The following is a 22,220-nucleotide window of genomic DNA, read 5'->3' as shown; positions in this document are numbered from 1 at the left end:
TCCAGATCGGAGCAGAGTTCGACGGCTCCGAGGATCGGTCACGCGGCGGCGGAGAGGAAGGTCGATCGTTCGAACTCTCGGTGGCGCACCGCGTCGACGAACGCGGTGTATTCGAGGCGGTCGAAGAAGAGGCGGGCGGTCCCGGCTGATGCTCTGCACTCCGGCGCGGCGCTGAATTCGTAGAGGCCGTCGAATCTTCGAGCGACGACGAGAGCTCCCCGGATGGGCCGGCCTGCTCGGATCGCGGCTTGCAGGGCCTCGAACTGGTGATGGTCGAGGGTCAGGCATTCATCGAGTGGGACCGGTTGCGTCACAGTGTCGACGGGGCCGGCGAGTTTGTCGTCCCAGATGATGGTGCGGTGGTTGTCGCGGTAGACCATCACGCACGCCTGTTGTGGGGAACTGGCGGCCGCTTTACGGAAATGATGAGCGGGCGGTGTCGGTAACGACATGGTGGATCCTTTCGAACAGCGCTGTCGGCGACGTTGACGACAGCGCGGGCGCACACTACGGCAGGCTGCCGATAGCGGCGAAATTGCAGGGGCGGGCATAGTCGTCGTAGTCGATCGGCTGGTCGGGCCGCCAGTCCGTGGCGTAGGTGATGCCCGGGTCGGCGATGGTCCACCCGTCGAAGAACGTCTGGAACTGCGCACGGGTGCGCAGGGTGACCGGTGTGCTGGCATCGGTGAAGACCGCAGCACCGGCGGCCACCTGCGCTTTGATCTCCGGACCCGCGTCTTCGAGGGACACATGGGTCATCGCGATGTGGCTGCCGGGGGCCAGCGCGTCGCGCAGTTGCGCGACGATCTTGCCGGGCTCGCTGGCGTCGGTGACCCACGGAAGCACCGAAACCAACAGCAGCCCAACGGGTTCGCTGAAGTCGATCAGGCGTTGAGTGTCGGGGTGGGCGAGGATGCGCCCGGGCTCGCGCAGATCGGCGTCGACCATCGTCGCGGTGTCGGTGACGCCTTGCTCGCGCAGCAGGTCGCGGGCGCGGTTGATCGCTTCTTCGTCGTTGTCGACGTACACGACGCGGGAGTCGGGGGCGAGCTCGCGCGCGACTTCGTGGGTGTTGCCGCCGGTCGGCAGGCCGGACCCGATATCGAGGAACTGGCGAATTCCGGTGCCCGCCATGTGGCGAACGGCGCGGGCGAGGAACCGGCGATTGTGCTGAGCCCACAACGGATAGAAGGGAATATCGGCGTAGAGCCGCTGGATGAACGGCAGGTCCGATTCGAAGATCACCTCGCCGGTGACCATGTGGTGATAGATGCGTGCGGAGCTGGGCTTGTTGGTGTCGATGGGGCGGGGCTCGAAGTCACTGTCGGACATCGTGTTTCCTCTGCGGTTGAGGTGGGGCCGGTCTATCGCTGGATGGTCGGTCGGCTGCGGAGTCCGCGGACGAGGTGTTCCATGAACTGACGGGAGTCGTGGGGGCTCAACGCGGTCATCGTCAGGCGGTTGAAGATCTTGTCGCGGATCCCGACAGCAGGTTTGTCGTCGATGTAGCGGATCTCGCCCTGGGCTTCGATGACGGCCATCTCGAGATCGCCCGCGGCCCCCGGGGAGGGCACGCGAACCAGGATGTAGCGGTCCTCCATGCCCGCGCCGGGTGCTTGGTGGGTGAAGGGCATGACCTGGATCTGGATGTTGGGGCGGCGGGACAGCTCGAGCAGATGGGTGATCTGGGCGAGCATCACCGTGTCCCCGCCGTAGGTACGGCGCAGGCAGGACTCCGACAGGATGGCGTGGAACTCGGGTGCTCCCCGCTTGAGCAGGATTCGCTGACGTGCGATGCGGGCCTGCACGTAGTCGTCGACGGTGACCGCGCCCGGGTCGTCGGGGTCGGGTTGCAGGGGTTCGTGCAGCGCGCGGATATAGCTCTCGTGCTGCAGCAGGCCGGGAACTATCTCGGCACCGGTCTCGCGCAGGCGATCGGCCACATCCTCGAGGTCGACGAGTAGTCGTAGCTCCTCGATGTAGGCGCGGCGATAACCGGAGTTCCAGAATCCGCGGCGGTGGTTGTCTTCGCGGAGATCGAGCAGGATCGCGATGTAGTCCTCGTCGGTGACGCCGAGCTCTCGGACCAGCTCGTCGAGCGCCTGGGCGCTCAGGTTGCCTGTGCCGCTGATCACCGCCGCGATCCGCGACTGGCTGACCCCGATCATCTTCCCCGCCTCGGCCTGGGTAGTTCGAGACCGCCGCAGGAGCGCGTCGATCTCGCGACCTAGCAGCACTTTTCGTGCGGTTCGTGCCATGGATCCCACCGTATCGGGCTGCTGGGCGGCGGATGCCACCAGTTTCGCAATCCTGATTATCAGGTTAGATTATCAACCAAGATTATTTGGCGAACAAGTCAGAGGGTGAGTCCGGACTGTGACATACCCTGCGGCGCAACAAGAGTGGGGCCCACTCATGGACGTCACCGACTCCGAAACCCTGCGCGGCTATCCCGACGCTGGGGCCGTGAACAGCTGGGGACAGCGACTTCGGACCTATCGCCGCGCTCGATTAGGGCTCAGCCGTGGGGATTTCGCCGAGATGATCAACGATCGTGCTCGCCGCGACAGCATCAATGTCGCGTGTTCGGAACGCCACGTCGCGCGCTGGGAACTCGGCGAGGTCCGCAGGCCGAGCAAGACCTACCGCGGCCTGCTGGCTGTGCTCGGCGCGCCGGTACCCGAGGTCGACTCCGTTCCCTCGGCCCCGGACCCGACTGTCGGGATCGCTGATAGAGCGGTGTCACAGTCTCCCGAATTTCCCGGTGCCGGGACGCATCGCGGCGCGAACGCGACTCTGCTGGAGGCCCTTGCGACCGCCGTCGTAGGTTCGGCTGACATTCTGACTCCGTGGCTGCCGTCTCTCGACGGTCCCGAGAGCGTCAGCGACACAACGCAGCTCGACCTCGATGTCGTACGTAGCGCCATCGCGGAACTGCGGGAAAAGGACCAGCGACACGGGGGCGGCTCAGTCGCGCGCACGGCTGTCGGCCTGCTGAAATCGACCACCGCGCTGCTGGCCCAGTACCGCGGACACACGGCACTCGCGCACTCACTGCTGGTCGCCACCGCCGACCTGGCCAGGCTGATCGGATGGGCCTACCACGACATCGGTGATCAACAGCGCGCCCGCCAATTCGCGACATTGGCCCTGGTCTCCGCGCGGCGGGCGGGCGTGGACAGCCTGGTGGCGTCGACGCTCTACGTCCTGGGTCGGATCAGCCTGATCGAGCGCGACCCACGCGTTGCCCTGCGGGTGTTCCAACTCGGGCAGTTGCCCGCCCAAGACGCCGCCGGCGGTGGGGAATCGGCCCGCTTGTATGCCAATGAGGCATGGGCGCATGCCATGATGGGCGATGTCGGCCGGATGCGGACCGCGCTCTCGCGCTCCGAGGAAGCGATCGGCAGGGTCGCGGACCCCGTCGAGCCGTGGACCCGGGTGTTCTTCACCCCCGGAGAGTTCACCGGTATGCGATCGGTGATCTACAACGAGTACGCCCTGACGGCCCGCGGACAGACCGCTGAACGCTATACGGTCGAAGCAGTCGACGCCGCCCGAGCCTCGTTGGCCGCGTCCACACCGGGGCGACCGGTCCGCAGCATTCTGTTCGACAACATCACTGTCGCCACCGGCGCCTTCCGCCTCGGCCAGATCGATGATGCGGTCTCGTTTGCGGCGGCTGCGCTGGACATGACCGGCCAGGTCGACAGCAGGCGAGTCGGCGACCGACTGGGGCAGCTGGTGCATGCCGCGACCCTCGCGTCCTCGCGATCCGATGTGCGGGAAATGTGCCAGGTGATCCGGCGGACAGTTCGCGCCGACCAGCACGCTCCGCGTTCGACGTCTCGATACCGCCTCGCGACCGCGTAGCCATGCGGGCGCGCCTCCGGACGAGCTCGGTCGATGTCATCCGCGCTTGGCGCCACCGAGGACATGTCCGGTCGAATGTCATTGTCGCAGAAAATCTTTGGGGCTGTAATCGAACAATGATCACCACGACCCCCAGACGTGGCCAGCGGGACATGGCCAGACGCCAGTGCGCCGGGTGTGTGTAATGAACGGAGTGACGCACGCGGGCCGCTCCACCGCGACGCCTGACAACCGCGGCGTGGCCGACGTGCGGGCACGGACCGCGGAGGGATTGCTCGAAGCCCGCCAGCTACTGCTGGCCGTCGCCGGGAATCTGCAGGGCGGTTCCCCGTTGATCGAGTGGGCGCGCGAACTGGCTGATCTGCATGCGACGCTGCTCACCGCCTCGGTATCGACCACCCGTCGGCCGGCGGACTTCGATGCCAGCGTCACCAGCGGCCGGATCAACACCGTCATCGGCCTGATCGACGAGTGGGCGTCGTGTCACCTTCCTCGTCCCACCTCGGGCCGTCGCCACACCCATTCCCTCGGCGAGGTGATCAGCCACGTAGCCGACAACTACACCCAGGTTCAATGGACACTGCGCCACACCAAGAGCGCTGAGCACCAGCACCATGCCGTCCTGCGATTCGCTCAAGTCCAGGAAGGCTATGCCGATCTGGTCGACGACATTCGAGCATTGCGCGTCGCGCTACCGCTGGGGCGGGGCAACCAACCTGTCCGGTAACGAGGGCAACAGCGCAGCATCGGGGCTCGGCGGCGCTGCCGTGCGATCGTCTGACCTGGGGTAACGAGGTTCAGTGCACGGTCTCGGAGAGCCGAAATAGTCAGTGCGCGCAGAGGGTTCGCAATTCGGATTCCTCGGGTAATATCGCCGTCGGGGGGAGCACGAGATGAAGGTCTTCGGCTGCCCCTATACCGATATACCACCATCTCCAGGGGATGAAACTTGATCGACATGGCACCGAACCCCACCTCGCGTCGGCGCTTCGCGCGACGTTCCGGCATCACTTCGGTCGTCGCGGCGGCGGCGGTCTGCGCGGCTCTCGTATCCGGCTGCACGAAAGACGATTCGGCCACCACGGCGGGTCCGGCGCCCACCGGCCAGTTGCCCGAGGGCGCGCAGATCGTGAAGGAGTCGGCGAAGACCACGCAGACCCTGCACAACGTGCACCTGAAGATCAACGTCAAGAACCTGCCCGACCTGCCGGTGGAAACCGTGTCCGCCGACGTCACCAACGAGACACAGGGCTCGGGCGCGGCGATGGGCGAGGCGAAGGTCAAGCTCACCCCCGAAGCCTCCTTCACCGAGGCGAAATTCCTTGTGGTGGACAAGGTCCTCTACACCCAGACCGGCGGCCGCTACGTGCCCGCGGGTCCGGCCGAGAAGGTCTACGATCCGGGCGTCATCCTGGACAAGGACAAGGGCATCGCGAATGTGATCGCCAATATCCAGAACGCGAAGACCGAGGGCCGTGAGGTGATCGACGGCATCAACACCGTCAAGGTTTCCGGCACCATCGACGCCGCCGTGATCGACCCGATCGTGCCGCGCATCGGCCAGAACGCGGGCACCATGCCGATCACCGTGTGGATCCAGGACACCGCCCCGCCTGCCTCCGATTCCACCAAGCCCTCGGATGCGGCCTCTACCGGCGACGGCCCGAATCTTGTTCGCGCCGTGGTGAAGAAGGACCAGGGCGAGGTCACCGTCGGCCTGTCGAACTGGGCCAAGCCGGTCAACATCATCAAGCCCGCCGGCTGATATTCGCCGGTAATACCGGATCAACCCACACCGGTCCGGGGTCAGCGGAACCTGGCACGCAGTGCCCTCCGCAGCCCCGGGCCGGTGTGTCGTCTGGGTGTCGTCAGCGGTAAACGAATCACGAACGCACGAGTGCGCATCCAATAAGAGAATGTTCAGCGAGATGCAAGGCGCCACAAGGACTATACGTGTCGGGACGCTGGTCGGCAGGCAACACGCATCGGAAGCCGATCGGACACGAAGGAAGAACTAATGACGATCGATGATCGACCTGATGAAGCGGAGCGCGAGCTCCCGCCACCGCCGGGCCCGGGGGGTCGTCCTCCCGTCAACAACGTATGGGTTTATAACGGAAGAGCCTACGACCTGAGCGAGTGGATCTCCAAGCATCCAGGTGGTGAATTCTTCATCGGCCGCACGAAAAATCGCGATATCACCTCGATCATCGGTTCCTACCACCGTGATCCGGAAAAAATCGGGCGGATGATCGAGCGTTACAGTCTCGGTCGCGATGCTACGCCCGAGGACATCCATCCCAAGAACAACGCCCCCGACTTCCTGTTCAAGGACGGCTTCAACAGCTGGGACGACACCCCGAAGTACAAGTTCGACAACAAGTCCGATCTGCTGCACCAGGTGAAGGCCCGGCTCGAGGAGCCCGAGCTGGCCGCGCGACTGAAGCGCATGGACCGCGCGTTCGACATCGTCGTGGGCGTGCTGATCTTCGCCTACATCGCTGTGCAGGCGCTGCGTCTCTACGACACGAGCTGGATGCCGTTGCCTGCCTTCGTGATCGCGATGGTGCTGCTGCGCAGCTCGCTGGCGGGCTTCGGCCACTACGCGATCCACCGCGCGCAGAAGGGCTTGAACAAGTACGCGGTCAACGCCTTCGACATGAACTATGTCGCACTGTCTTTCGTCACCGCCGACGGCCACGCGCTGCTGCACCACCCGCACACCCAGAGTGAAGTCGACATCAAGAAGAACGTCTTCACGATGATGATGCAGATCCCGCGCCTGTACCGGGTGCCGGTGCACACGGTGCACAAGTTCGGACATCTGTTGACGGGCATGATCATTCGGCTCCTCGATGTCTGCCGGCTCACCCGCAAGGTGGGCATCAAGGACATGTACGGCAGCTGGCGCGGCGCGCTGCCGCACTTCATCGGCTCGTTCGGGATGCGGTTCCTGCTGGTGGCCGAGTTCGTGGCCTTCGCCTTCGCGGGCGATCTGCTCGCCTGGGGCCTGCAATTCGTGATCACGCTGTGGATCAGCACCTTCATGGTGGTGGCCAGCCACGACTTCGAGGTCCCGACCGAGGAACTGCACACCGAGACCGAGGACTGGGCGGTGAACCAGCTCGAGCAGGCCTACGACCTGACCGTGGTCGGCAACAAGTACGTCGACTGCTTCCTCTCGGCCGGGCTGAGCTCGCACCGGGCGCACCACGTACTTCCGTTCCAGCGCAGCGGGTTCGCCAATATCGCCTCGGAGAACGTGGTGCGTGAGGAAGCCGCGAAGTTCGGCGTGGAGTGGCTGCCCGCCAAGAGCTTCTTCGGAGATCGTTTCCCCAAGCTGTGCCGGACCTACCTGCTCGCACCTTCTCGTGCGGCCGAGGAGAACCGGTGGGGTTTCGTGCGCGAACACTGCGCACCGTCAGCGCTGAAGACCTGCGTCACCTACACCGCGCAGGGCTTCTCCGGCATCGGAACCGTCTGACCCGGCCGTTGCCACCTCTGATCTGTCTCGAAAGGATAAGTGCCCGTGTCTGTTTCCTTTGACCTGCTCCGCACGCCCGACGTCGAGCGCGGGCACGACCTGCTACCACCCACGCCGCCGACGACCGTCGGCGTGATCGAAGCGGTCGCCACCGGTTCGCCCTCGCTGGTCGTCGATCAGTCCGTGAACGCGGGCCGGGTCGCCGACATGTTCTCCGATCCCGCGCAGCGCCAGCGCATTCCGCGAATCTACGCCAAGACCAGGATCGACACCCGTCGCCTGGTGATCGACCCGCTCGATCCCGATTTCCTCGAGTTCAGTCGCAAGCCCGGCACCATCCGGGAGCGGATGAACCTGTTCCTCGAGCACGCGGTGCCGTTGGCGGTCGACGTGGCACGGCGCGCGGTCGCGGGACTGGAGAATCCGGCCGACGACATCGGCCAGCTGATTTTCGTGACCAGCACCGGCTTCATCGCCCCTGGCGTCGACGTCGCGGTGGTCAAGCAGCTGGGCCTGTCGCCGACGGTCGGCCGGATGGTCATCAACTTCATGGGCTGCGCGGCGGCCATGAACGGCATTCGCGCCGCCGTCGACTACGTCCGGGCGCATCCGGACAAGAAGGCGATGGTGCTGTGCATCGAATTGAGTTCGGTCAACGCCGTTTTCGACGACGACGTCAACGATGTGATCACCCACAGCCTGTTCGGTGACGGCTGCGGCGCGGTGGTGATCGGCGCCAACCAGGTGCACAAGCCACTCGCGCCCGGCAGCGTCGTGATCCGCGACAGCTTCAGCCACCTGTTCGACGACGCCGAGGACGGCATCGTGCTCGGTGTGAAGGACGCGGGCATCACCTGCGAACTGGCGACCAGCCTGCCCGACTACATCTACCGCGGTGTCGACCCGGTGGTCTCGGAGGTGTTGGCGCGCAACGGACTCGGCAAGTCCGATATCGAGTTGTGGGCGATCCACCCTGGTGGTCCCCGCATCATCGAGGAGTCGGCGCGTTCGCTCGGCATCCCCGCCGAACTGGCGGCGCCGAGCTGGGAGGTGCTCGCCGAGCACGGCAATATGCTCAGTGTCTCGCTGATCTTCGTGTTGGAGCGGATGATCCGCGACGCGCAGACGGCGGCACCGATCTCGACCGGTGTGGCGTTCTCGTTCGCACCCGGTGTCACCCTCGAGGGCATCGTGTTCGATGTCATCCGCAGCTGAGAGCGCAGTCAAGTCATGCATCTGCTCCGTTTTCTCGCCGCGCTGTCGCCGGCCAGGATCGCGGCCGTCGTCGCCGCGGGCCTGATCTGCGGCGCCGCCAACACCTACCTGGTCACGCTGATCAACGCGGTCGTCTCGCCGCGCCCGCAACCGGACAATCTGCTGCTCCACTTCGGGGCGACGGGTCTGGTGATCCTCGTCAGCGGTGTGCTGTCGCAGGTTCTGCTGATCCGGCTCTCCCAGGACGCGATCTACCGGCTGCGCAGCGATCTGAGCTCCGGCATCGTCTCCGCCCCACTGGAACACCTCGAACGGCTCGGCATGCATCGTCTGATGGCGACGCTCACCGAGGACGTGCGTTCGCTGTCGCAGGCCGTCACCGCCATCCCGTCGATCTGCGTGGATGTGGCGACGATCGTCGGCTGCTTCGTGTTCCTGGCGGTGGTGTCGGGACCGATCTTCGCGGTCACGGTGGGCGGCACATTGGTCGGCATCGCGTGTGTGGAACTGGTCCTCAAACGGGTTCGCGGTATCTACCGGGAAGCCCGTGAGAACGAGGACGCGCTGTTGCGATCGTTCCAAGCCGTGACCCTCGGCATCAAGGAACTGAAGCTGCACCGTGGTCGGCGTCGTGACTTCATGGACCGGCACCTGCTCGGTTCTGCGGGCACGCTGCGCGATCAGAACACCGACGCGGGCTCGAAGTTCTCCTACGCCCAGGGCTTCGGCCAGGCGTTGCAGTTGGGCACGATGGCGCTGATCCTGTTCGTCATCGCGGCCGCACTGGATCTGCCGCGCGAGACGATGGTCGGCTACGTGCTGGTCACCACGTTCCTGGCGATGCCGATGCAGAACTTCATGCACCGCATCCCCGACCTGCTGCGCGGTGATGTGGCGCTGGCCAAGATCCGTGCGATGAACCTGTCGATGACGACGCTGCACGACGAGGAGTCGCTGCCGTATTCGGAGCGTCCAGCGGCAGGGGAGGCCAAGCTGGAACTGACCAACGTCAGCTACATCTATCGCGCGGAGGCGCCCTCGCAGGTGCCACCGCCGCCGGGATCGCATGGGCCGGGCGGGCATCCGCCGCGTCCCGGGATACCGCCGCGTGAGGGTAACGGCAGGCCGCCGCATCCGCATCCCGCTCATCCCGGTGCCCATCCGGGTGGCGGTCAGGTGGATGTCAACGGCAAGAACTGGGTCGACCACGGTGGCACCGATGTGCGTCCGCTGGCTCCGCCGCCCGGACTCGACGAGTCCGACGACGCCGGTTTCCGGCTCGGTCCGATCGACCTGGTTTTCGAGCCGGGCCAGATCACGTTCATCGTCGGTGGCAACGGCAGCGGGAAGTCGACGCTGGCCAAGCTGATCACCGGTCTGTATGTGCCACGCTCGGGGTCGTTGTCGCTCAACGGGGAGAGGATCGACCACGACAACATCGAGTGGTACCGGCAGAATTCGTCGGCGGTGTTCACCGATTTCCATCTGTTCGAGGACTACCTGGGTTTCGACCGCCCCGGTATCGACGCCGACGTCCAGCGTTATCTCGACGAGTTGCAGATCGCGCACAAGGTGACCGTGCAGGACGGGCGGTTGTCGACGGTCGATCTGTCACAGGGGCAGCGCAAGCGCCTGGCCCTGCTCACCGCACTGCTCGAAGACCGCCAGATCTATGTCTTCGACGAATGGGCGGCTGATCAGGAGCCACGCTTCCGCGACGTGTTCTACCACGAGATCCTGACCGATCTGAAGCGGCGCGGAAAGACCGTCATCGTGATCACCCACGACGACCGGTACTTCGATTGCGCCGACCAATTGGTGAAGCTCGACTTCGGTCTCGTCGCTGTGTAGTGCGTGAACGCCGGCCCCACGCGGGGCCGGCGTTTTCGTGTGTCAGGCGATGTCGCGGTACTCGGCGATGCGGCGCGACATCGGCGGCCTGTCGGCCAGACTCACCTCGGAAGGTGTTCGCCGCCAACCGGTTTCCTCGGGCAGGAACTGCACGAGACCGATCCCGGAATCACGGATGCCGAGTCGGTCGAGCAGAGTCGCCACGACCTGGCGGCTCATCACCGCGAGTTCGTGCGTCGGCCGATTGCGGTGCACGCGGATCCCGAGGTCGACCTGGGCGATGGCCGACAAACCGCGTCGCTGCCAACAATCGAGCAGGATCCCGATCTCCGCGCCGTACCCGCTGGCAATGGAGATCTGGCCGAGAAACGCACGGGTAGTGGCACATTCGCCGCCGAGCGGCTGGATGATCTCGGCCAACGCGGGCGCGAGCGCGGTGAGCAGCGGGCGCGCCATCAACTGGGTGACCCGTCCGCCGCCATCGACGTCATCTGTCATCGGCCTGCGATAGAAACCCTTGACCAGGGTGATCTGCGGGTCGGTGAGCAACGGTGCGAGCAGGGTGGGCACGAACATCGGATCGGGTTCGATGAGATCCGCGTCGAGAAAGACGATCAGGTCTCCGGTGCACACCGCCATCGACCGCCACAGCACCTCGCCTTTGCCCGGCCGTATCGCCACGCCGGGCAATGCCTGCTCCCGCGTGTAGACCTCGGCGCCGGCGGCGCGTGCCCGCGCGATGGTGCGATCAGCGGACCCGGCATCGAGCACGATCAACTCATCGACCAGCCCACCGAGCAGCGGCCGAACAGAAGCGACCACCCCGGCGACGGTGTCCTCGTCATCCAGCGCGGGCACCACCACCGAGACCCGACGACCGGACTTGCGGTCGTTCAGTTCACGGATATCCATCCAGCCAGTCAACGACACACTCGCCCCCGCCGCCACCGGTGCGCGCCGATCCTGTGACCGACTCCAACGGTTTTCCGACAGGGGTTGGTCATACCCACAGGTCCGGGCCGGTTACCGAGTGCGGGACCGGCGGCGGCCCCTGCGGGTACCGTGGGGCTCAGTCGACTGGCAGAGGGGCGGAATCATGAGCGGGAGTGCGGCAACGATGGTCGAGGTTTCCAAAGGGTCCAAGACGGATCTCGTCGACGGGCAGTACACGGTGCGCCTGGATCTCGACAGCCCGGCCGGGGCGGTCGACATCGCCGCGGTGTTGTTGACCGCCGACGGCAAGGTGCGCTCCGATGCCGACTTCGTGTTCTTCAACAATCCGTCGTCCTCCGGTGTTCGTTTGGAGTCGGATGCGGTTGTCGCGGTCGATTTTTCGGCGCTGCCCGCCGAGATCCATCGAGTGGTGATCACCGGAAGCACCGAGGCGCAGGGGATTCGGTTCGGCGCGGTCACCGGTCTGCGCGTCTCGGCTGTCGGTGCGAGTCAATCGGTGAGTTTCGTGCCACCGGGTCTGGACTCGGAGACGGTGCTGCAAGCTGTCGCGCTGTATCGCCGGGGGAGTAGTTGGCGGCTCGACGCGATCGGGCAGGGCTACAGCGCCGGGCTGGCGGCGTTCGCCACCGATCACGGCATCGTCGTCGATGCCGAGGAAGAACCGGGCGATTCGCCTTCGAATGTGACCGAAGTGCCTGCGCCCCAGCATGTTAGGCCCCCCGCTCCGTCGGTCGATCTGCGCAAAGTCGATGTCGTGCTGACCAAGGATTCGCCGGACCGCCGGGCCACCATCGATCTGCGCAAGGGCGATTCCGGCTATGTCCTGACCGTCGGCCTCGAATGGGACGGGCGCGGTGCGAAGTACGACGCGAACGGTCGGGTCACCGAGTTCGGTACGGGCGACCTGGACGTGTACTTCTTCTGCCGCAACGAGATCACCGGCGACTATGTGGTCCTCAGCGGCGAGAAGGGTCACCAGGGCGACATCACGCAGTGGCCGTTCATCCACCACCAGGGCGACACCCGCGGTCCCGGCGCGAACAACCTCCCCGCGACTGAACAGGTCACCGTCCGCCCCACTGAGAACGGCGACCTGCTCCTCAACGTTTACCAATCCGTAGACAACGGAGCGGGCGCCATCGACAAATTCGGCAATCCCCGAGTCCGAGTCCGCTACGGCCGTCCCGGCCCCGACGGTCTGCCCGACAAGGACGCCGACCAGATCACCGTCATCATCGGCAACGGGAAGAGCTCGTTCTGGGCCACCGTCGCCCACATCGACGTCCGCGACGGCATCCTCACCGTCGACGGCACCATCTACTACAGCCGAGCCTTCAGCGAACGCATGCCCGTTCTCGACACCAACGGCACCTGGGTCCGCTCCGCCAAGAACGGCCCCGTCGGCCGCAGCAAGAAGGCCAACGGTCTGGGCTTGAGCCGCTACGAAGGGCAGTGCCCGACCTCTCGCTGAGCTGAAAACCGCCCCCGAGACCAGTCGAGGGCTGGGCTACATCGCTAGCTCGAGCCAGCCGACTCGTCCTTCGAGCAGCCCTCGCAGAGCAATCGCTTCGCTTCGACGGCCGTCAGCTGGTCCGGGGGAAAGAGTTCGGCGCAGCTCGCGCAACGCTTCCTACGGGTCGATGGCGGCAACGGAGGACCATATTGCGAGAGAGCGGAGAGATCGAATGTCCACTCCTTCTCGGAGCGGACACGCCATTGCTCGAACTGCTGCTCGAGATAGAGATCGGTTTGCGTCGGGGTCCAACCATTCACCTCGGCCAGGTGACTGCGGGCTCGCTCTCCCCGGCCACCGGCATACTCCCGGCCTATGTGCTTGACGGCATGGCAGTCCGCGCACAGCGCCTCGAGCCGGACCAAACGCTGGATCTGTTGCTGGTCATCATATTCCCAGACCTCGTTGCAATCCGGAGCCCGCCGCCCGACACCATCGCAGATCTCACACTGGTTGCCTGCCGCCTCGCACACGATCCCTCGAAGCCGCTTCCACTCCCTCGCGGACAACTCCGACCGCAAGTTGGCGCCCGACCGCGTCTTCGGAACCAGTTCGACGGCGAGCCGCGGAGGAGACGGGCGAGTCGTCGGCGTAGTCACCTGGAGTGCCCGCGAACTCGTCGTAGTGCCGACGAATCTACGGCGTCTGCTGCTAACCAGGGCCACCAACATGATCAGCACGGCGGATAAGACAACGCCGACGATTCGAATCATGCGAGTGATCGTGTCACTCAATCCGCATGTTGACGTAGCAATCAGAAGGATGTCGGTTCGCAAATCCGGGAAGCTCCTGGAATTCGATCCGGCGGCCGTGCAGTGCCCACGGGGCACTGGCTCCGTCGAGTGGCGCAGAACGGTGTCATCATCTTTCGGGATCGGCGACCTGACGGTGCGCGAGAATGATTCCTCCGAGTTTGCTCTCGGCTGAGCTGAGGGTTCTGTATGTATCGATGACGAAGCCGGCGTCCTTGAGCCACGCGTGCATCTGTCTGTGCTGGCGACGATGGACATAGAGATTCATCGGGCGCCCGCCGTAGCCCTGGGTCAGCAGGTGCGACTCGTCTCCGACGTGGAAGCCGAGTAGCAGCGGACCGCCGGGCCGAAGCACTCGCTGGAAATGTGTGAAGACCGAACGGATCTCATCGTCGGGGATGTGGATCAGCGAGTACCACGCAAGAAGGCCGGCCATCGAGGCATCGGCCAGGGCCAGGTTTGTCATGCAGCCGAGATCGAATCGCAGGCCGGGGTGATCGCGGCGGGCCACCTCGATCATTGCGGGCGACAAGTCGATTCCGAACACGTCCATGCCCAGCTGACTCAAGTGAGCGGCGATCCGTCCCGTCCCGCACCCCACATCCACAACTGGTCCCGCGCCCTGGGCCTGCACCAGATCGGCGAACGATGTCAGGACAGCGCGCTCTTCAGGTGTTTCATCCAGAAGTCCGCGCGTCAGTTCTGCATAACTATCAGCGATGTTGTTGTAAGACGTGCGCGTGTCTTCCCGCCAGCCATCTACGTTCGTTCCCATCCCCATGGACACAGCTAACCAGGCCAATCGAGACGATCCCCAAGTTCGGCCCGAATCGCGCACATGCTCTGACCACCACAAGCCATCTCGGCAGCCGGAAGTCCAGTCGACGATGTGTTTGCCCAGGTGGTTTCAGTCGCTGCGGAGCCGGGCGTGGAGGTGCATATCGTGACGGCCGTCGCTATGGCGACCGGCTCCACGCAGCGTGCCCTCGAAGGCGAATCCGCACTTCACTGCCACCCGGCACGATGGCGGATTCTGGACCGAGTGGGTGAGCTCGATTCGGTCGAACCCGATGTCGTCGAAAGCCCAGCGGGTCAACGTGTTTGCGGCGCGGGGTGCGATTGAGCGCCCGCGCCAGCCGGGCAGGGTCCAGTAGGCGAGCTCGGTGACACCCTCGGCGAGGTCCGACTGCCGCAGTCCGATGCGTCCGGCGACTTCTCCGTTGCTGGTGACGGCCCATTGGCCGTTGCCAGTGGACCAAGCCGCGCCCCATCGATGAATCCATTGGCGGACCTCTTCGATGGACTCGGCGGTTCGAACATGCCAATGGCGGACCGCGGGGTCTCGGAATGCTTCGTACACGGTGCGCGCATCGGCGGCGGTCCAGGGGCGCAATGCCAGGCCGTCGGCGCCGGTGAGTGTGGGCTGGGCGGTGGTGAACGTGCCGGGATCGATCACGGCCGACATCAACTCGGGCATGTCTGCATTGTCCGCCCGGGGAGGCCGCGGTGTGAGCATGGCGAGACCGACCCTGGCTGCTCCGGAACGGGGCCACGTCCGATCGACGACAGCGCGTTTCCCTCGAGGCGCATTCGCATGCCGTCGAACGAAGGGTGTTGCGCAGCAACGCTTCTCTTGCGGCTGCGCGGATGACCTGGGCGACCAGAACTCGGTCTACACCCGCGCGGCCTGGACCAATGGGACAAGCGCAACGTTGAGGGCACGCGCCTCTGGTGCGCATCGCGAATGTCACCGGCCGCGAGGAACTTCGGGAGGCCATCCGAGGTGGTATCCGACCGCCGCCGACCACCCTGCCCCTCTTGATTGGTGCGCCAGGAGGAGTTCAGCGGGCGCCGTGGCCGGTTCTCGGGCGCGGCGGTGCGTAACGCGCGGGGGTCCGGATCCGACCGCAATGGTGTGAGCTGGGCTATCGAGGACGGGACGGGGGGCGCGTGACGGCCGGTCGGATGAGACGAACAGCCGTGGTGGCCGGGGCCGCGGGCGTTCTCGGGCTCCTCGGATACGGCGGGCTTGCTGCTGCTCAGCCGACTGTCCGCCCCAGCGAAAAGGTCGCTGTCGTCGCAGGACTCGGCTCCACCGAGGTTCCGGGTGGTGATGGACTCGGCACCGGCGACGCCGTCCGGTTCGTCGCGGGTCCGGGAGACCACGGTCATGGCGGGAACAACGGCAACTCGAACGCTGGCAGCGGGAACGGCAACCAGGGAAAGGGTGGTGGTAATCAGGGCAACAACGGGAATCAGAACCCGGGCAGCGGGAACGGCAACCAGGGTAACGGTGGTGGTAATCAGGGCAACAACGGGAATCAGAACCCGGGCAGCGGGAACGGCAACCAGGGAAATGGTGGCGGTAACCAAGGCAACAACCCGAACCCAGGCAATGGCCCGGAGCCGCAGGCGCTTGCCCCGGAATCCGCTCCCGAAGCCCCTGCCCCTGCCCCTGGCGCACCATCCGTACCCGTACCGCCCGAGCCGAAGGCTGCCCAGCCGGATACTGCCGAACCCGACAGCGACTCACGCAGCGGTGGCGGCGCAGCACCGCCGGTCCGATCGGCGCCCGGGGGAGTCGGCGAGTCGCCCGGGGGAGTCAGCGAGTCGCCCGGATCACCAGCTCCCGGCGGAGTCGGTGGTCCACCCGCGTCCGCGCCTGGCAGCGGCGGTGCAGCGGTTCCGGTCCACGAGGTCGAGCCCACCAGCGATACGAGCAACCTTCCCGAGCCGAATCTCCTCTCGGTGATCGGCGGTCTCCTAGCCTTGGGGATCGCCGGTGGCGGATCGGCCGCGGTCAGCTTCCAAGGCGCTGCCCAGGCTCAGGCCCGCATCGATGCCGCCCGAGCCGAGTTCTTCGGACCGCGTGCGTGATCGTGGGCTGCATGCCGCGTCGGTGCGCGGGCGTGCGGGCGCTCGGCCCCGTCGGTGATCTCCCGCCGATCCGGGCGTAGATAGGACTCGGGTTGTCCGGCTGTCAGCTGGCCCGCGATCGACTGCAGCGCAGGCAGACTGACGTCGGCGGCGCGCAGAACACGCGTTGCGATTCGACCGGTCTATCCTGTCTCATCGTCGCGCTCCTGTGGTCGGTCGTCCAGGTTCGCAATGGCAGTGTTGAATGCGTCGATATCATCGGTTGAAGGTGGTTCCCTGGAACGGGGTGGCCGGCCGGTTGTGATCAGCGGTCCTGGCTCGTCGCCCGGGAGGCGACCAGTTCGGCGAAGGCGGTGGCGACGAGGGCGACAGAGTGATCGGTGTCCGCGCTCAGTGCCCGCAAGGTCGTCAGCGCGCGGGTGCCGGGCAGCTCCACCAGTGCCTGGATGAGCCGGATTCGGATGCCTGCGTCGTCCTCGTGTGCGGTCAGCGCGTCGGTCAGCGCGCCCAGTATTCGATCTGCGGATGCCGGGTCCCCCGACAGCGCGCCGAGCACTTCGCCCGCGTCGACATCGTTGGTGCCCGCGATCACCATGGCCACCAGGACCGGCTCGGCCGCGGTCACCCCGCGGGTACCGGCGGCGAGGGCGGCGGGGCCGCGGACAGCGGAGTCCGGGTCCTTGATCGCGGCGGTGAGCAGCTCGGTCGCGGCGTCGCCCGGGATCTCCGCCACTGCCAGCACAGCCCGGCGCCGGACCTCGACGTCGGGGACGGACAGCCCGGTCGCGAGCCCGACCAGGCCGTCGTCACCGGCCCGCGACAGCGCCCAGCGCAGGGCGCCTGCCATGTTCGGTTCGGTCTCGGCGAGCACGGCCGCGGCCAGCAGGTCGGTCGGTACCGGCTCGTTGTCGGCCGGGTTCAGCACCGCCTGTAGGCGACGGTGCGGGTCGGTCGAGCCGAGAGTGCGCACGAGTTGCACGATGCGCAGCACATCGCGCCAGTCTCCGGGCTCGGCGTTCTCGACCGCGCGCAATCGTTCGAGCAGTTCGCGCTCGCGCACCAGCCGCTCCTCGGTGCGTCGGATGAGATCGCTGACCAAGGTCCGCGGCGTGAACGACTGGTCTGCCAGTACCTGGGCGATCTCGCGCAGCGAGAGGCCCAGGGAGCGCAGGCTTTCCACGTGAAAGATGCTGCGGATGTCGGCATCGGAGTACTGGCGGTAGCCGCCGACGGTGCGCCCGGTGGGGCGAACCAAACCGAGCGAGTCGTAGTGGCGCAGCATTCGGGTGCTGACTCCCGAACGCCGCGCCACCTCGCCGATCAGCACGGCGCGCCGTCGAGCGCCGCGACCCGCTTCGCCGCGTCGACATCGAGATCGAGATCGAAGGCGGCGTCCGGGTCGCGCAGCAACTGCTCGGTGGCCTGTGCGTGCGCTCGCACGTGCGGGTCGGTGCTGCGCGCCGCCCGATGCAGTACCGCGAGGATCACCTCGCCCAGCGTGGTCAGCGCCCGGCTCAGACTGCGCTGAACCTCCCGATCGCCGCGCCCGAATTGGGTGGACAGTTCGGTGGCCAGCGCCTCGCGCTCGGGGTCCGGCACGAGAACAACCGCTGCGCGCCACGCGCTGCGCGCCACGTCGTCGTCGGGATCGCGCAGCAGCGCCGGGGTGATCGCCGGCCAGACCGCCGGATCGCCGATCTTGGACAGTGTGTGCAGCGCCTGGCTGCGGGCCTGGGCACCGTCGGATTCCAGTTCGGCGCGAAGCCGGGGCACGGTCAGCTCGGTGGGGAGCCTGGTCAGCGCCCAGGTGAGCATGTCGCGGACGAAGAAGTCCGGCTCCACGGCACAGCGGTCGATCAGTGCCCCGAGCAGCGCCGGGCCGGGATGTGTGCCCGCGATCAGCGCGGCCTGCAGCCGGGTCGACGTATTCTCCGCGCTCAGTGCGGCGAGCAGCCGCGGATCTACCGATTGTCCTGGTGTCGAGTTCATGGGAACCACCTCCTGCCTCCAGTGAAGACGTTGTCACTGTGTCAGGGTCAAGCGCTGGATCGTGTCAGGCTGCTCATGGCAGACCCCTCGGTGAGTCGAAAACCACCCGATAGTCCCTACGGCCCCGGGTTACGCTCGAATCGACGTTTCCGACGACGAGGGGACACGAAACACGATGAGCGGCACAGTGATCGCGGTGAACAGCAATGGCGAGTACTCGTTCACCAAGCCGACCAGGCCCAGCATTCGGCTGTTGACCGGCCTCGGCGTAGAAGGCGATGTCCACGCCGGAACGACGGTCAAACACCGCTCTCGTGTCGCGAAGGACCCGACCCAACCGAACCTGCGGCAGGTGCACCTCATGCACGAGGAGCTGTTCAGCGAAGTCGCCGAACACGGATTCGAGCTATTCCCCGGCGATCTCGGTGAGAACATCACCACCAGCGCCATCGATCTGCTCGCACTACCGGTAGGCACGCTGCTTCGTATCGGCTCCGACGCGGTGGTCGAGGTAACCGGCCTGCGCAACCCGTGCGTGCAGATCGACAGATTCCAAGACGGGCTTTTGAAGCGGCTCGTCCATCACGACGCGGCAGGCACCGTTGTGCGCAAAGCCGGAATCATGGGCGTGGTCACCGCAGGCGGCGAGGTCAGACCCGGCGACAGCATTGTCGTCGAATTTCCGCCTGAGCCGTGGAAGGCGCTGGACCGGGTCTAGGCAGCGGAAACCTCTCGGCAGTCGGGGTTGATGGCCAGCCGTCGACCCTCGGATTCGGTCGGCGAATTCAGGCTTGCACCTGACGTAGCGTCAGGTTCTACCGTCGACGATGCCGACGCACAGTGCGTCGGTGGAAGTGGGATGAAACGGATGAACCAGCGCGGAACCGGGCGTCTGTGGAAGGTCGGTGAGCTCGCGGCCGAGGCCGGTCTGACCGTACGGACGCTGCACCATTACGACCGCATCGGGTTGGTACATCCTGCGGAGCGAAGCAGCACTGGTCACCGGCTCTACACCGCGGGCGATGTCGAGCGGCTGTACCAGGTACTCGCCTTGCGTCAGCTTGGCCTCGGGCTGGATCAGATCGCCGACGTGCTCGCGGGCGCCGTGGTGATGCTGCGGGTATTGGCTGCTCATCGCGACTATCTGGCCGCGCAGCTGGCCGCGACCCGGGACCTGCATGCCCTGGTCGCCGCACTGGCTGCCACAGCGGACAGCCGCTCGGACGCATCCACAGAGCACTTCCTGGATTTGATCAGGAGGACCGTCATGGTCGACGACACCATCAAGCAATATTTCACCGAGGAGCAGGTGACTCAGCTCGCGCTGCGCCGGGAAGAGCTCGGTGAACCGCGTATTCAGCAAGCCGAAGCGGACTGGGCCGTGCTGATCCCACAGGTCGACGCGGCGATAGCGGCGGGAATGGACCCGACCTCACCCGAGGCGCAGCACATGGCGGCGCGATGGATGGAGCTGTTGGAAGGGTTCCACGGCGGTGACACGGGCCTGCGCGACAGCATGTACCGGATGCAGGCCGAGGAGTCCGAGCGCATCGAGAGCGAGTACTGCGGACCCTCACCCGCGCAGATCGAGTTCATCACGACCGCGAACGCCGCACGCGGGTAGCGGTTTCGGCGATGCCGTGCGGGCGGCACGGCTGAACGTGGAACGTCGTGTGGGCCAGCCGGTGTAGAGATGGAGCGCCTCTTTTGATGGCTATCTGAATTGATGTGTTGCACCGCAACGGAATTCACCATCGAAGGAGACTCTGATGTCTAGTCTGTACACCGTCCTCACCCTGGTGACCGCGACGGCGACCGGCCTGGGGTGCTGGATGAACTACATCCGCCATCCCGTTCCGGTCGCCGCAGCGAAAGTCGTCCGGGTGCCGGAGTCTTGGATTGTGGTGATGGGCACGCTGCTGGGCGCTGGTGCGCTCGGACTACTTGTCGGGTTCGTCGTTCCGGTGCTGGGGCTAGCCGTCGCGACCCTGGCCGTCACGCTGAACTACCGGCTCGGCTGACGCTCCCGGCCACACTCGACATCATGAGCAAGCTGATGCACTCGACGCTCACAGCAGCAGAAGTGTCATTGTTGTCCGTGCCTCTATGTTTCGGCGTCGACGAGATCGGGCGGCGGTGGTAGGTGCCTTCAGTGCGGTTCGCGGCCTGCGGCGACCCGGCCCGCGACATGGCGTACGTCGCGGTGCGAGATCAACCACTCACCCTCGTGCTGCTCGAACTCGTCTCGGACCAGTCCGATGACGGTCCAGTCCGCCGGGCGGCCCACGTCGGTGCTCGAGAACCAGTGCCAGACAGTGGCATACGCTGTGAGCAGTGGTTTGTCACCGTTCCACTCGATGGTGGCTTGCCCGATGACGTGGGCTACCAGGGCGCGCTGCGATTTGGGAACCCGGCTCATGTGATCGGTGAACTCGTCACGGCCGTGAAAGAACACCGGCGGGCCCGGCATGATTCGATACTCGATCAACGCGTCGGGGGTGAAGCACTCGCTGAACCGTTCGCTCTCCTGGGTGTCGGCGATCCGGAAGAATTTGAAGAACGTTCGGAAGATCGCCCGCTCCGCTTCGATCGTGGTAAGCAGATTGTCGTGTACCGCGGTCACATCGGTCCTTTCTCTGCCGAGCGACAACGCGTCGCGCGGCGCGTGTTTCGGTGGTCGACTTCGGCGTGATTCCGAAGCTCAGGGAGCCTCCGGCGTCCCATAGGCGCGCAGGAAGGTGTCGACAGCAGCGGCGGCGACGGCACGCATCTCGGCGGTGGAGACCTTGCGGGTGCCGAGGCGGGTGCGCCCCTCCATGGGACCGGTGATCAGTACGAGGAATTGCTCGGCGGCGGTCCCCGGATCGCTCGGGCGCAGGCGACCCGACAGCGACAAGCGCGCCAGTCGATCCGCGATTGCTTCGCCGAGCTGATCAGAGGTCCGGCTCACCACGACATCCATCAGATCGGGGAACTGCGCGACCTGCCCGTAGGTGAGCCAGCGCAGCGACCGGGACCGCTCAGTACAGCAGGACCGGATCAGTCGGTACGCCACGTCTTCCAGGGTGGCGCGCAGATCGTCACCCGGGTTCCGCAACCGCTCGATCACCGCCAGATTCTCGGCCAGCACCGCGTCGCCGACAGCGGCCAGCGTGTGCCGGAACAGCGTTTCCTTGTCGTTGAGGTGGTTGTAGATCGTTGGTTTGGCGACGCCGGCGACTTCGGCGATCTCCTGCACGCACGCCTGCGCGTAACCACGGCGAGCGAAGACGACGAACGCCGCCTCCAGAATCGCCTGCCGCTTGTCGATCCGTCCCCGCGAGGCCGACTGTCCGGTCGGTGGTGTTGCTACAGCCATCCATGAACTATAGCTCAATCATGTCAAAAATTTACTAGCGGGTTCAGTTTTATATACCGGGTGGCAATTTTCTGAGTGGGATTTCAAAGTGAACCGGTGAGTTCAAAAGTTAAGCGGTGATCTCACGCGTGCCAACTCTTGTCGGTGCGTGTCAGGACCACTCGGCGCTCACTACGCGGCAGCGCCGTCGGCGAACGAGTAAGTGGTGACCACACACCGGATACCTAGCCGCGCAGGGAGCTACACCTGATGACTACTTCGACTTCCACGAAGGACGATGAGACCGAAGCGTTGTATCCGCAGCGCTGGGCCCCTATCTGCTGGCCTTCGAGGCCGCCCTGATCCCCGCGGCCCGAT

22 protein-coding genes are annotated in these 22,220 nt (G+C 65.7%); 11 read left to right on the top strand and 11 right to left on the bottom strand.

Annotated features, from left to right (window positions below):
- Positions 1–38 precede the first annotated feature (38 nt).
- The 3 genes from NS1_RS03360 to NS1_RS03350 are packed head-to-tail and all read right to left on the bottom strand — an operon-like array spanning position 39 to position 2,258.
- On the bottom strand, positions 39–452 hold the full coding sequence (locus NS1_RS03360; protein WP_157125076.1) for a hypothetical protein: 414 nt from the start codon (positions 450–452) through the stop codon (positions 39–41).
- Positions 453–507: 55 nt separating this feature from the next.
- Positions 508–1,332: an SAM-dependent methyltransferase gene (locus NS1_RS03355; protein ID WP_062981390.1), complete on the bottom strand. Its 825-nt coding sequence runs from the start codon at positions 1,330–1,332 to the stop codon at positions 508–510.
- Positions 1,333–1,364: 32 nt separating this feature from the next.
- A complete protein-coding gene (locus NS1_RS03350) occupies positions 1,365–2,258 on the bottom strand; it encodes a helix-turn-helix domain-containing protein (RefSeq protein ID WP_063816050.1) in 894 nt (297 codons plus the stop codon).
- A 157-nt stretch (positions 2,259–2,415) separates the two neighbouring features.
- Here NS1_RS03350 and NS1_RS03345 point away from each other — a divergent pair, with 157 nt between their 5' ends.
- The 6 genes from NS1_RS03345 to NS1_RS03320 all read left to right on the top strand — a co-directional run bounded on the left by NS1_RS03345 (position 2,416) and on the right by NS1_RS03320 (position 10,420).
- Complete coding sequence (locus tag NS1_RS03345) at positions 2,416–3,870, top strand: helix-turn-helix domain-containing protein (protein WP_157125075.1); 1,455 nt, start codon at positions 2,416–2,418, stop codon at positions 3,868–3,870.
- A gap of 184 nt (positions 3,871–4,054) precedes the next feature.
- Entirely contained in the window at positions 4,055–4,597 is a 543-nt protein-coding gene (locus NS1_RS03340; protein WP_062981386.1) for a hypothetical protein, read from the top strand.
- Positions 4,598–4,828: 231 nt separating this feature from the next.
- Positions 4,829–5,635, top strand: coding sequence for an LppX_LprAFG lipoprotein (locus NS1_RS03335; protein ID WP_056819493.1), 807 nt, complete (start codon positions 4,829–4,831; stop codon positions 5,633–5,635).
- A gap of 252 nt (positions 5,636–5,887) precedes the next feature.
- On the top strand, positions 5,888–7,354 hold the full coding sequence (locus tag NS1_RS03330) for a fatty acid desaturase (protein WP_084503395.1): 1,467 nt from the start codon (positions 5,888–5,890) through the stop codon (positions 7,352–7,354).
- Positions 7,355–7,399: 45 nt separating this feature from the next.
- On the top strand, positions 7,400–8,569 hold the full coding sequence (locus NS1_RS03325) for a type III polyketide synthase (protein ID WP_062981382.1): 1,170 nt from the start codon (positions 7,400–7,402) through the stop codon (positions 8,567–8,569).
- A 15-nt stretch (positions 8,570–8,584) separates the two neighbouring features.
- Entirely contained in the window at positions 8,585–10,420 is a 1,836-nt protein-coding gene (locus NS1_RS03320; protein ID WP_062981380.1) for an ATP-binding cassette domain-containing protein, read from the top strand.
- Between the two features lie 42 nt (positions 10,421–10,462).
- Here the strand turns inward: NS1_RS03320 and NS1_RS03315 are convergent, their stop codons facing one another.
- Positions 10,463–11,332 carry a glucosyl-3-phosphoglycerate synthase gene (locus NS1_RS03315; RefSeq protein WP_062981378.1) on the bottom strand — a complete coding sequence of 290 codons (870 nt, stop codon included), beginning with the start codon at positions 11,330–11,332 and terminating at the stop codon, positions 10,463–10,465.
- Positions 11,333–11,516: 184 nt separating this feature from the next.
- Between NS1_RS03315 and NS1_RS03310 the strand changes: the two genes are divergently transcribed.
- The gene (locus NS1_RS03310; protein WP_255284394.1) at positions 11,517–12,845 is read left to right on the top strand and encodes a TerD family protein; all 1,329 of its coding nucleotides are present in this window, start codon (positions 11,517–11,519) and stop codon (positions 12,843–12,845) included.
- A gap of 44 nt (positions 12,846–12,889) precedes the next feature.
- Here the strand turns inward: NS1_RS03310 and NS1_RS03305 are convergent, their stop codons facing one another.
- From NS1_RS03305 to NS1_RS03295, 3 genes are all read right to left on the bottom strand, one after another.
- Positions 12,890–13,600: a hypothetical protein gene (locus tag NS1_RS03305; RefSeq protein WP_157125074.1), complete on the bottom strand. Its 711-nt coding sequence runs from the start codon at positions 13,598–13,600 to the stop codon at positions 12,890–12,892.
- Positions 13,601–13,748: 148 nt separating this feature from the next.
- Complete coding sequence (locus tag NS1_RS03300) at positions 13,749–14,420, bottom strand: class I SAM-dependent DNA methyltransferase (protein ID WP_084503390.1); 672 nt, start codon at positions 14,418–14,420, stop codon at positions 13,749–13,751.
- Positions 14,421–14,546: 126 nt separating this feature from the next.
- Positions 14,547–15,116, bottom strand: a complete 570-nt coding sequence (locus tag NS1_RS03295; RefSeq protein WP_062981371.1) for a GNAT family N-acetyltransferase — start codon at positions 15,114–15,116, stop codon at positions 14,547–14,549.
- Positions 15,117–15,604: 488 nt separating this feature from the next.
- On the opposite strand from NS1_RS03295, the gene NS1_RS03290 reads away from it, so the two are divergent.
- Complete coding sequence (locus NS1_RS03290) at positions 15,605–16,516, top strand: hypothetical protein (protein ID WP_062981369.1); 912 nt, start codon at positions 15,605–15,607, stop codon at positions 16,514–16,516.
- 304 nt (positions 16,517–16,820) lie between these two features.
- On the opposite strand, the gene NS1_RS03285 is transcribed toward NS1_RS03290, so the two are convergent.
- Together NS1_RS03285 and NS1_RS03280 are read right to left on the bottom strand one after the other, a co-directional pair.
- Positions 16,821–17,843, bottom strand: a complete 1,023-nt coding sequence (locus tag NS1_RS03285; RefSeq protein ID WP_062981367.1) for a MerR family transcriptional regulator — start codon at positions 17,841–17,843, stop codon at positions 16,821–16,823.
- The gene (locus tag NS1_RS03280; protein ID WP_062981365.1) at positions 17,837–18,505 is read right to left on the bottom strand and encodes a HEAT repeat domain-containing protein; all 669 of its coding nucleotides are present in this window, start codon (positions 18,503–18,505) and stop codon (positions 17,837–17,839) included. Before NS1_RS03280 ends, NS1_RS03285 begins: the two co-directional genes overlap by 7 nt.
- A gap of 175 nt (positions 18,506–18,680) precedes the next feature.
- Here NS1_RS03280 and NS1_RS03275 point away from each other — a divergent pair, with 175 nt between their 5' ends.
- The 3 genes from NS1_RS03275 to NS1_RS03265 all read left to right on the top strand — a co-directional run bounded on the left by NS1_RS03275 (position 18,681) and on the right by NS1_RS03265 (position 20,526).
- Positions 18,681–19,223, top strand: a complete 543-nt coding sequence (locus NS1_RS03275; protein ID WP_062981364.1) for an MOSC domain-containing protein — start codon at positions 18,681–18,683, stop codon at positions 19,221–19,223.
- A gap of 141 nt (positions 19,224–19,364) precedes the next feature.
- The gene (locus tag NS1_RS03270; protein ID WP_084503388.1) at positions 19,365–20,129 is read left to right on the top strand and encodes a MerR family transcriptional regulator; all 765 of its coding nucleotides are present in this window, start codon (positions 19,365–19,367) and stop codon (positions 20,127–20,129) included.
- A gap of 145 nt (positions 20,130–20,274) precedes the next feature.
- On the top strand, positions 20,275–20,526 hold the full coding sequence (locus NS1_RS03265) for a DoxX family protein (RefSeq protein WP_062981363.1): 252 nt from the start codon (positions 20,275–20,277) through the stop codon (positions 20,524–20,526).
- 128 nt (positions 20,527–20,654) lie between these two features.
- Here the strand turns inward: NS1_RS03265 and NS1_RS03260 are convergent, their stop codons facing one another.
- Complete coding sequence (locus tag NS1_RS03260; RefSeq protein ID WP_062981359.1) at positions 20,655–21,128, bottom strand: nuclear transport factor 2 family protein; 474 nt, start codon at positions 21,126–21,128, stop codon at positions 20,655–20,657.
- Positions 21,129–21,206: 78 nt separating this feature from the next.
- The gene (locus NS1_RS03255; RefSeq protein ID WP_062981357.1) at positions 21,207–21,863 is read right to left on the bottom strand and encodes a TetR/AcrR family transcriptional regulator; all 657 of its coding nucleotides are present in this window, start codon (positions 21,861–21,863) and stop codon (positions 21,207–21,209) included.
- Positions 21,864–22,220: the final 357 nt, after the last annotated feature.

Source organism: Nocardia salmonicida NBRC 13393 (assembly GCF_001613085.1).
GTDB classification, from domain to species: Bacteria; Actinomycetota; Actinomycetes; order Mycobacteriales; family Mycobacteriaceae; genus Nocardia; species Nocardia salmonicida.
This window is presented reverse-complemented; position numbering and strand designations above follow the sequence as displayed.

Excerpts from the sequence above, each read along its gene's own strand:
- NS1_RS03360 (WP_157125076.1), bottom strand. The coding sequence starts at position 452 with ATGTCGTTACCGACACCGCCCGCTCATCATTTCCGTAAAGCGGCCGCC.
- NS1_RS03355 (WP_062981390.1), bottom strand. The coding sequence starts at position 1,332 with ATGTCCGACAGTGACTTCGAGCCCCGCCCCATCGACACCAACAAGCCC.
- NS1_RS03350 (WP_063816050.1), bottom strand. The coding sequence starts at position 2,258 with ATGGCACGAACCGCACGAAAAGTGCTGCTAGGTCGCGAGATCGACGCG.
- NS1_RS03345 (WP_157125075.1), top strand. The coding sequence starts at position 2,416 with ATGGACGTCACCGACTCCGAAACCCTGCGCGGCTATCCCGACGCTGGG.
- NS1_RS03340 (WP_062981386.1), top strand. The coding sequence starts at position 4,055 with ATGAACGGAGTGACGCACGCGGGCCGCTCCACCGCGACGCCTGACAAC.
- NS1_RS03335 (WP_056819493.1), top strand. The coding sequence starts at position 4,829 with ATGGCACCGAACCCCACCTCGCGTCGGCGCTTCGCGCGACGTTCCGGC.
- NS1_RS03330 (WP_084503395.1), top strand. The coding sequence starts at position 5,888 with ATGACGATCGATGATCGACCTGATGAAGCGGAGCGCGAGCTCCCGCCA.
- NS1_RS03320 (WP_062981380.1), top strand. The coding sequence starts at position 8,585 with ATGCATCTGCTCCGTTTTCTCGCCGCGCTGTCGCCGGCCAGGATCGCG.
- NS1_RS03315 (WP_062981378.1), bottom strand. The coding sequence starts at position 11,332 with ATGGATATCCGTGAACTGAACGACCGCAAGTCCGGTCGTCGGGTCTCG.
- NS1_RS03310 (WP_255284394.1), top strand. The coding sequence starts at position 11,517 with ATGAGCGGGAGTGCGGCAACGATGGTCGAGGTTTCCAAAGGGTCCAAG.
- NS1_RS03305 (WP_157125074.1), bottom strand. The coding sequence starts at position 13,600 with ATGATTCGAATCGTCGGCGTTGTCTTATCCGCCGTGCTGATCATGTTG.
- NS1_RS03300 (WP_084503390.1), bottom strand. The coding sequence starts at position 14,420 with ATGGGGATGGGAACGAACGTAGATGGCTGGCGGGAAGACACGCGCACG.
- NS1_RS03295 (WP_062981371.1), bottom strand. The coding sequence starts at position 15,116 with ATGCCCGAGTTGATGTCGGCCGTGATCGATCCCGGCACGTTCACCACC.
- NS1_RS03290 (WP_062981369.1), top strand. The coding sequence starts at position 15,605 with ATGAGACGAACAGCCGTGGTGGCCGGGGCCGCGGGCGTTCTCGGGCTC.
- NS1_RS03280 (WP_062981365.1), bottom strand. The coding sequence starts at position 18,505 with ATGAACTCGACACCAGGACAATCGGTAGATCCGCGGCTGCTCGCCGCA.
- NS1_RS03275 (WP_062981364.1), top strand. The coding sequence starts at position 18,681 with ATGAGCGGCACAGTGATCGCGGTGAACAGCAATGGCGAGTACTCGTTC.
- NS1_RS03270 (WP_084503388.1), top strand. The coding sequence starts at position 19,365 with ATGAAACGGATGAACCAGCGCGGAACCGGGCGTCTGTGGAAGGTCGGT.
- NS1_RS03265 (WP_062981363.1), top strand. The coding sequence starts at position 20,275 with ATGTCTAGTCTGTACACCGTCCTCACCCTGGTGACCGCGACGGCGACC.
- NS1_RS03255 (WP_062981357.1), bottom strand. The coding sequence starts at position 21,863 with ATGGCTGTAGCAACACCACCGACCGGACAGTCGGCCTCGCGGGGACGG.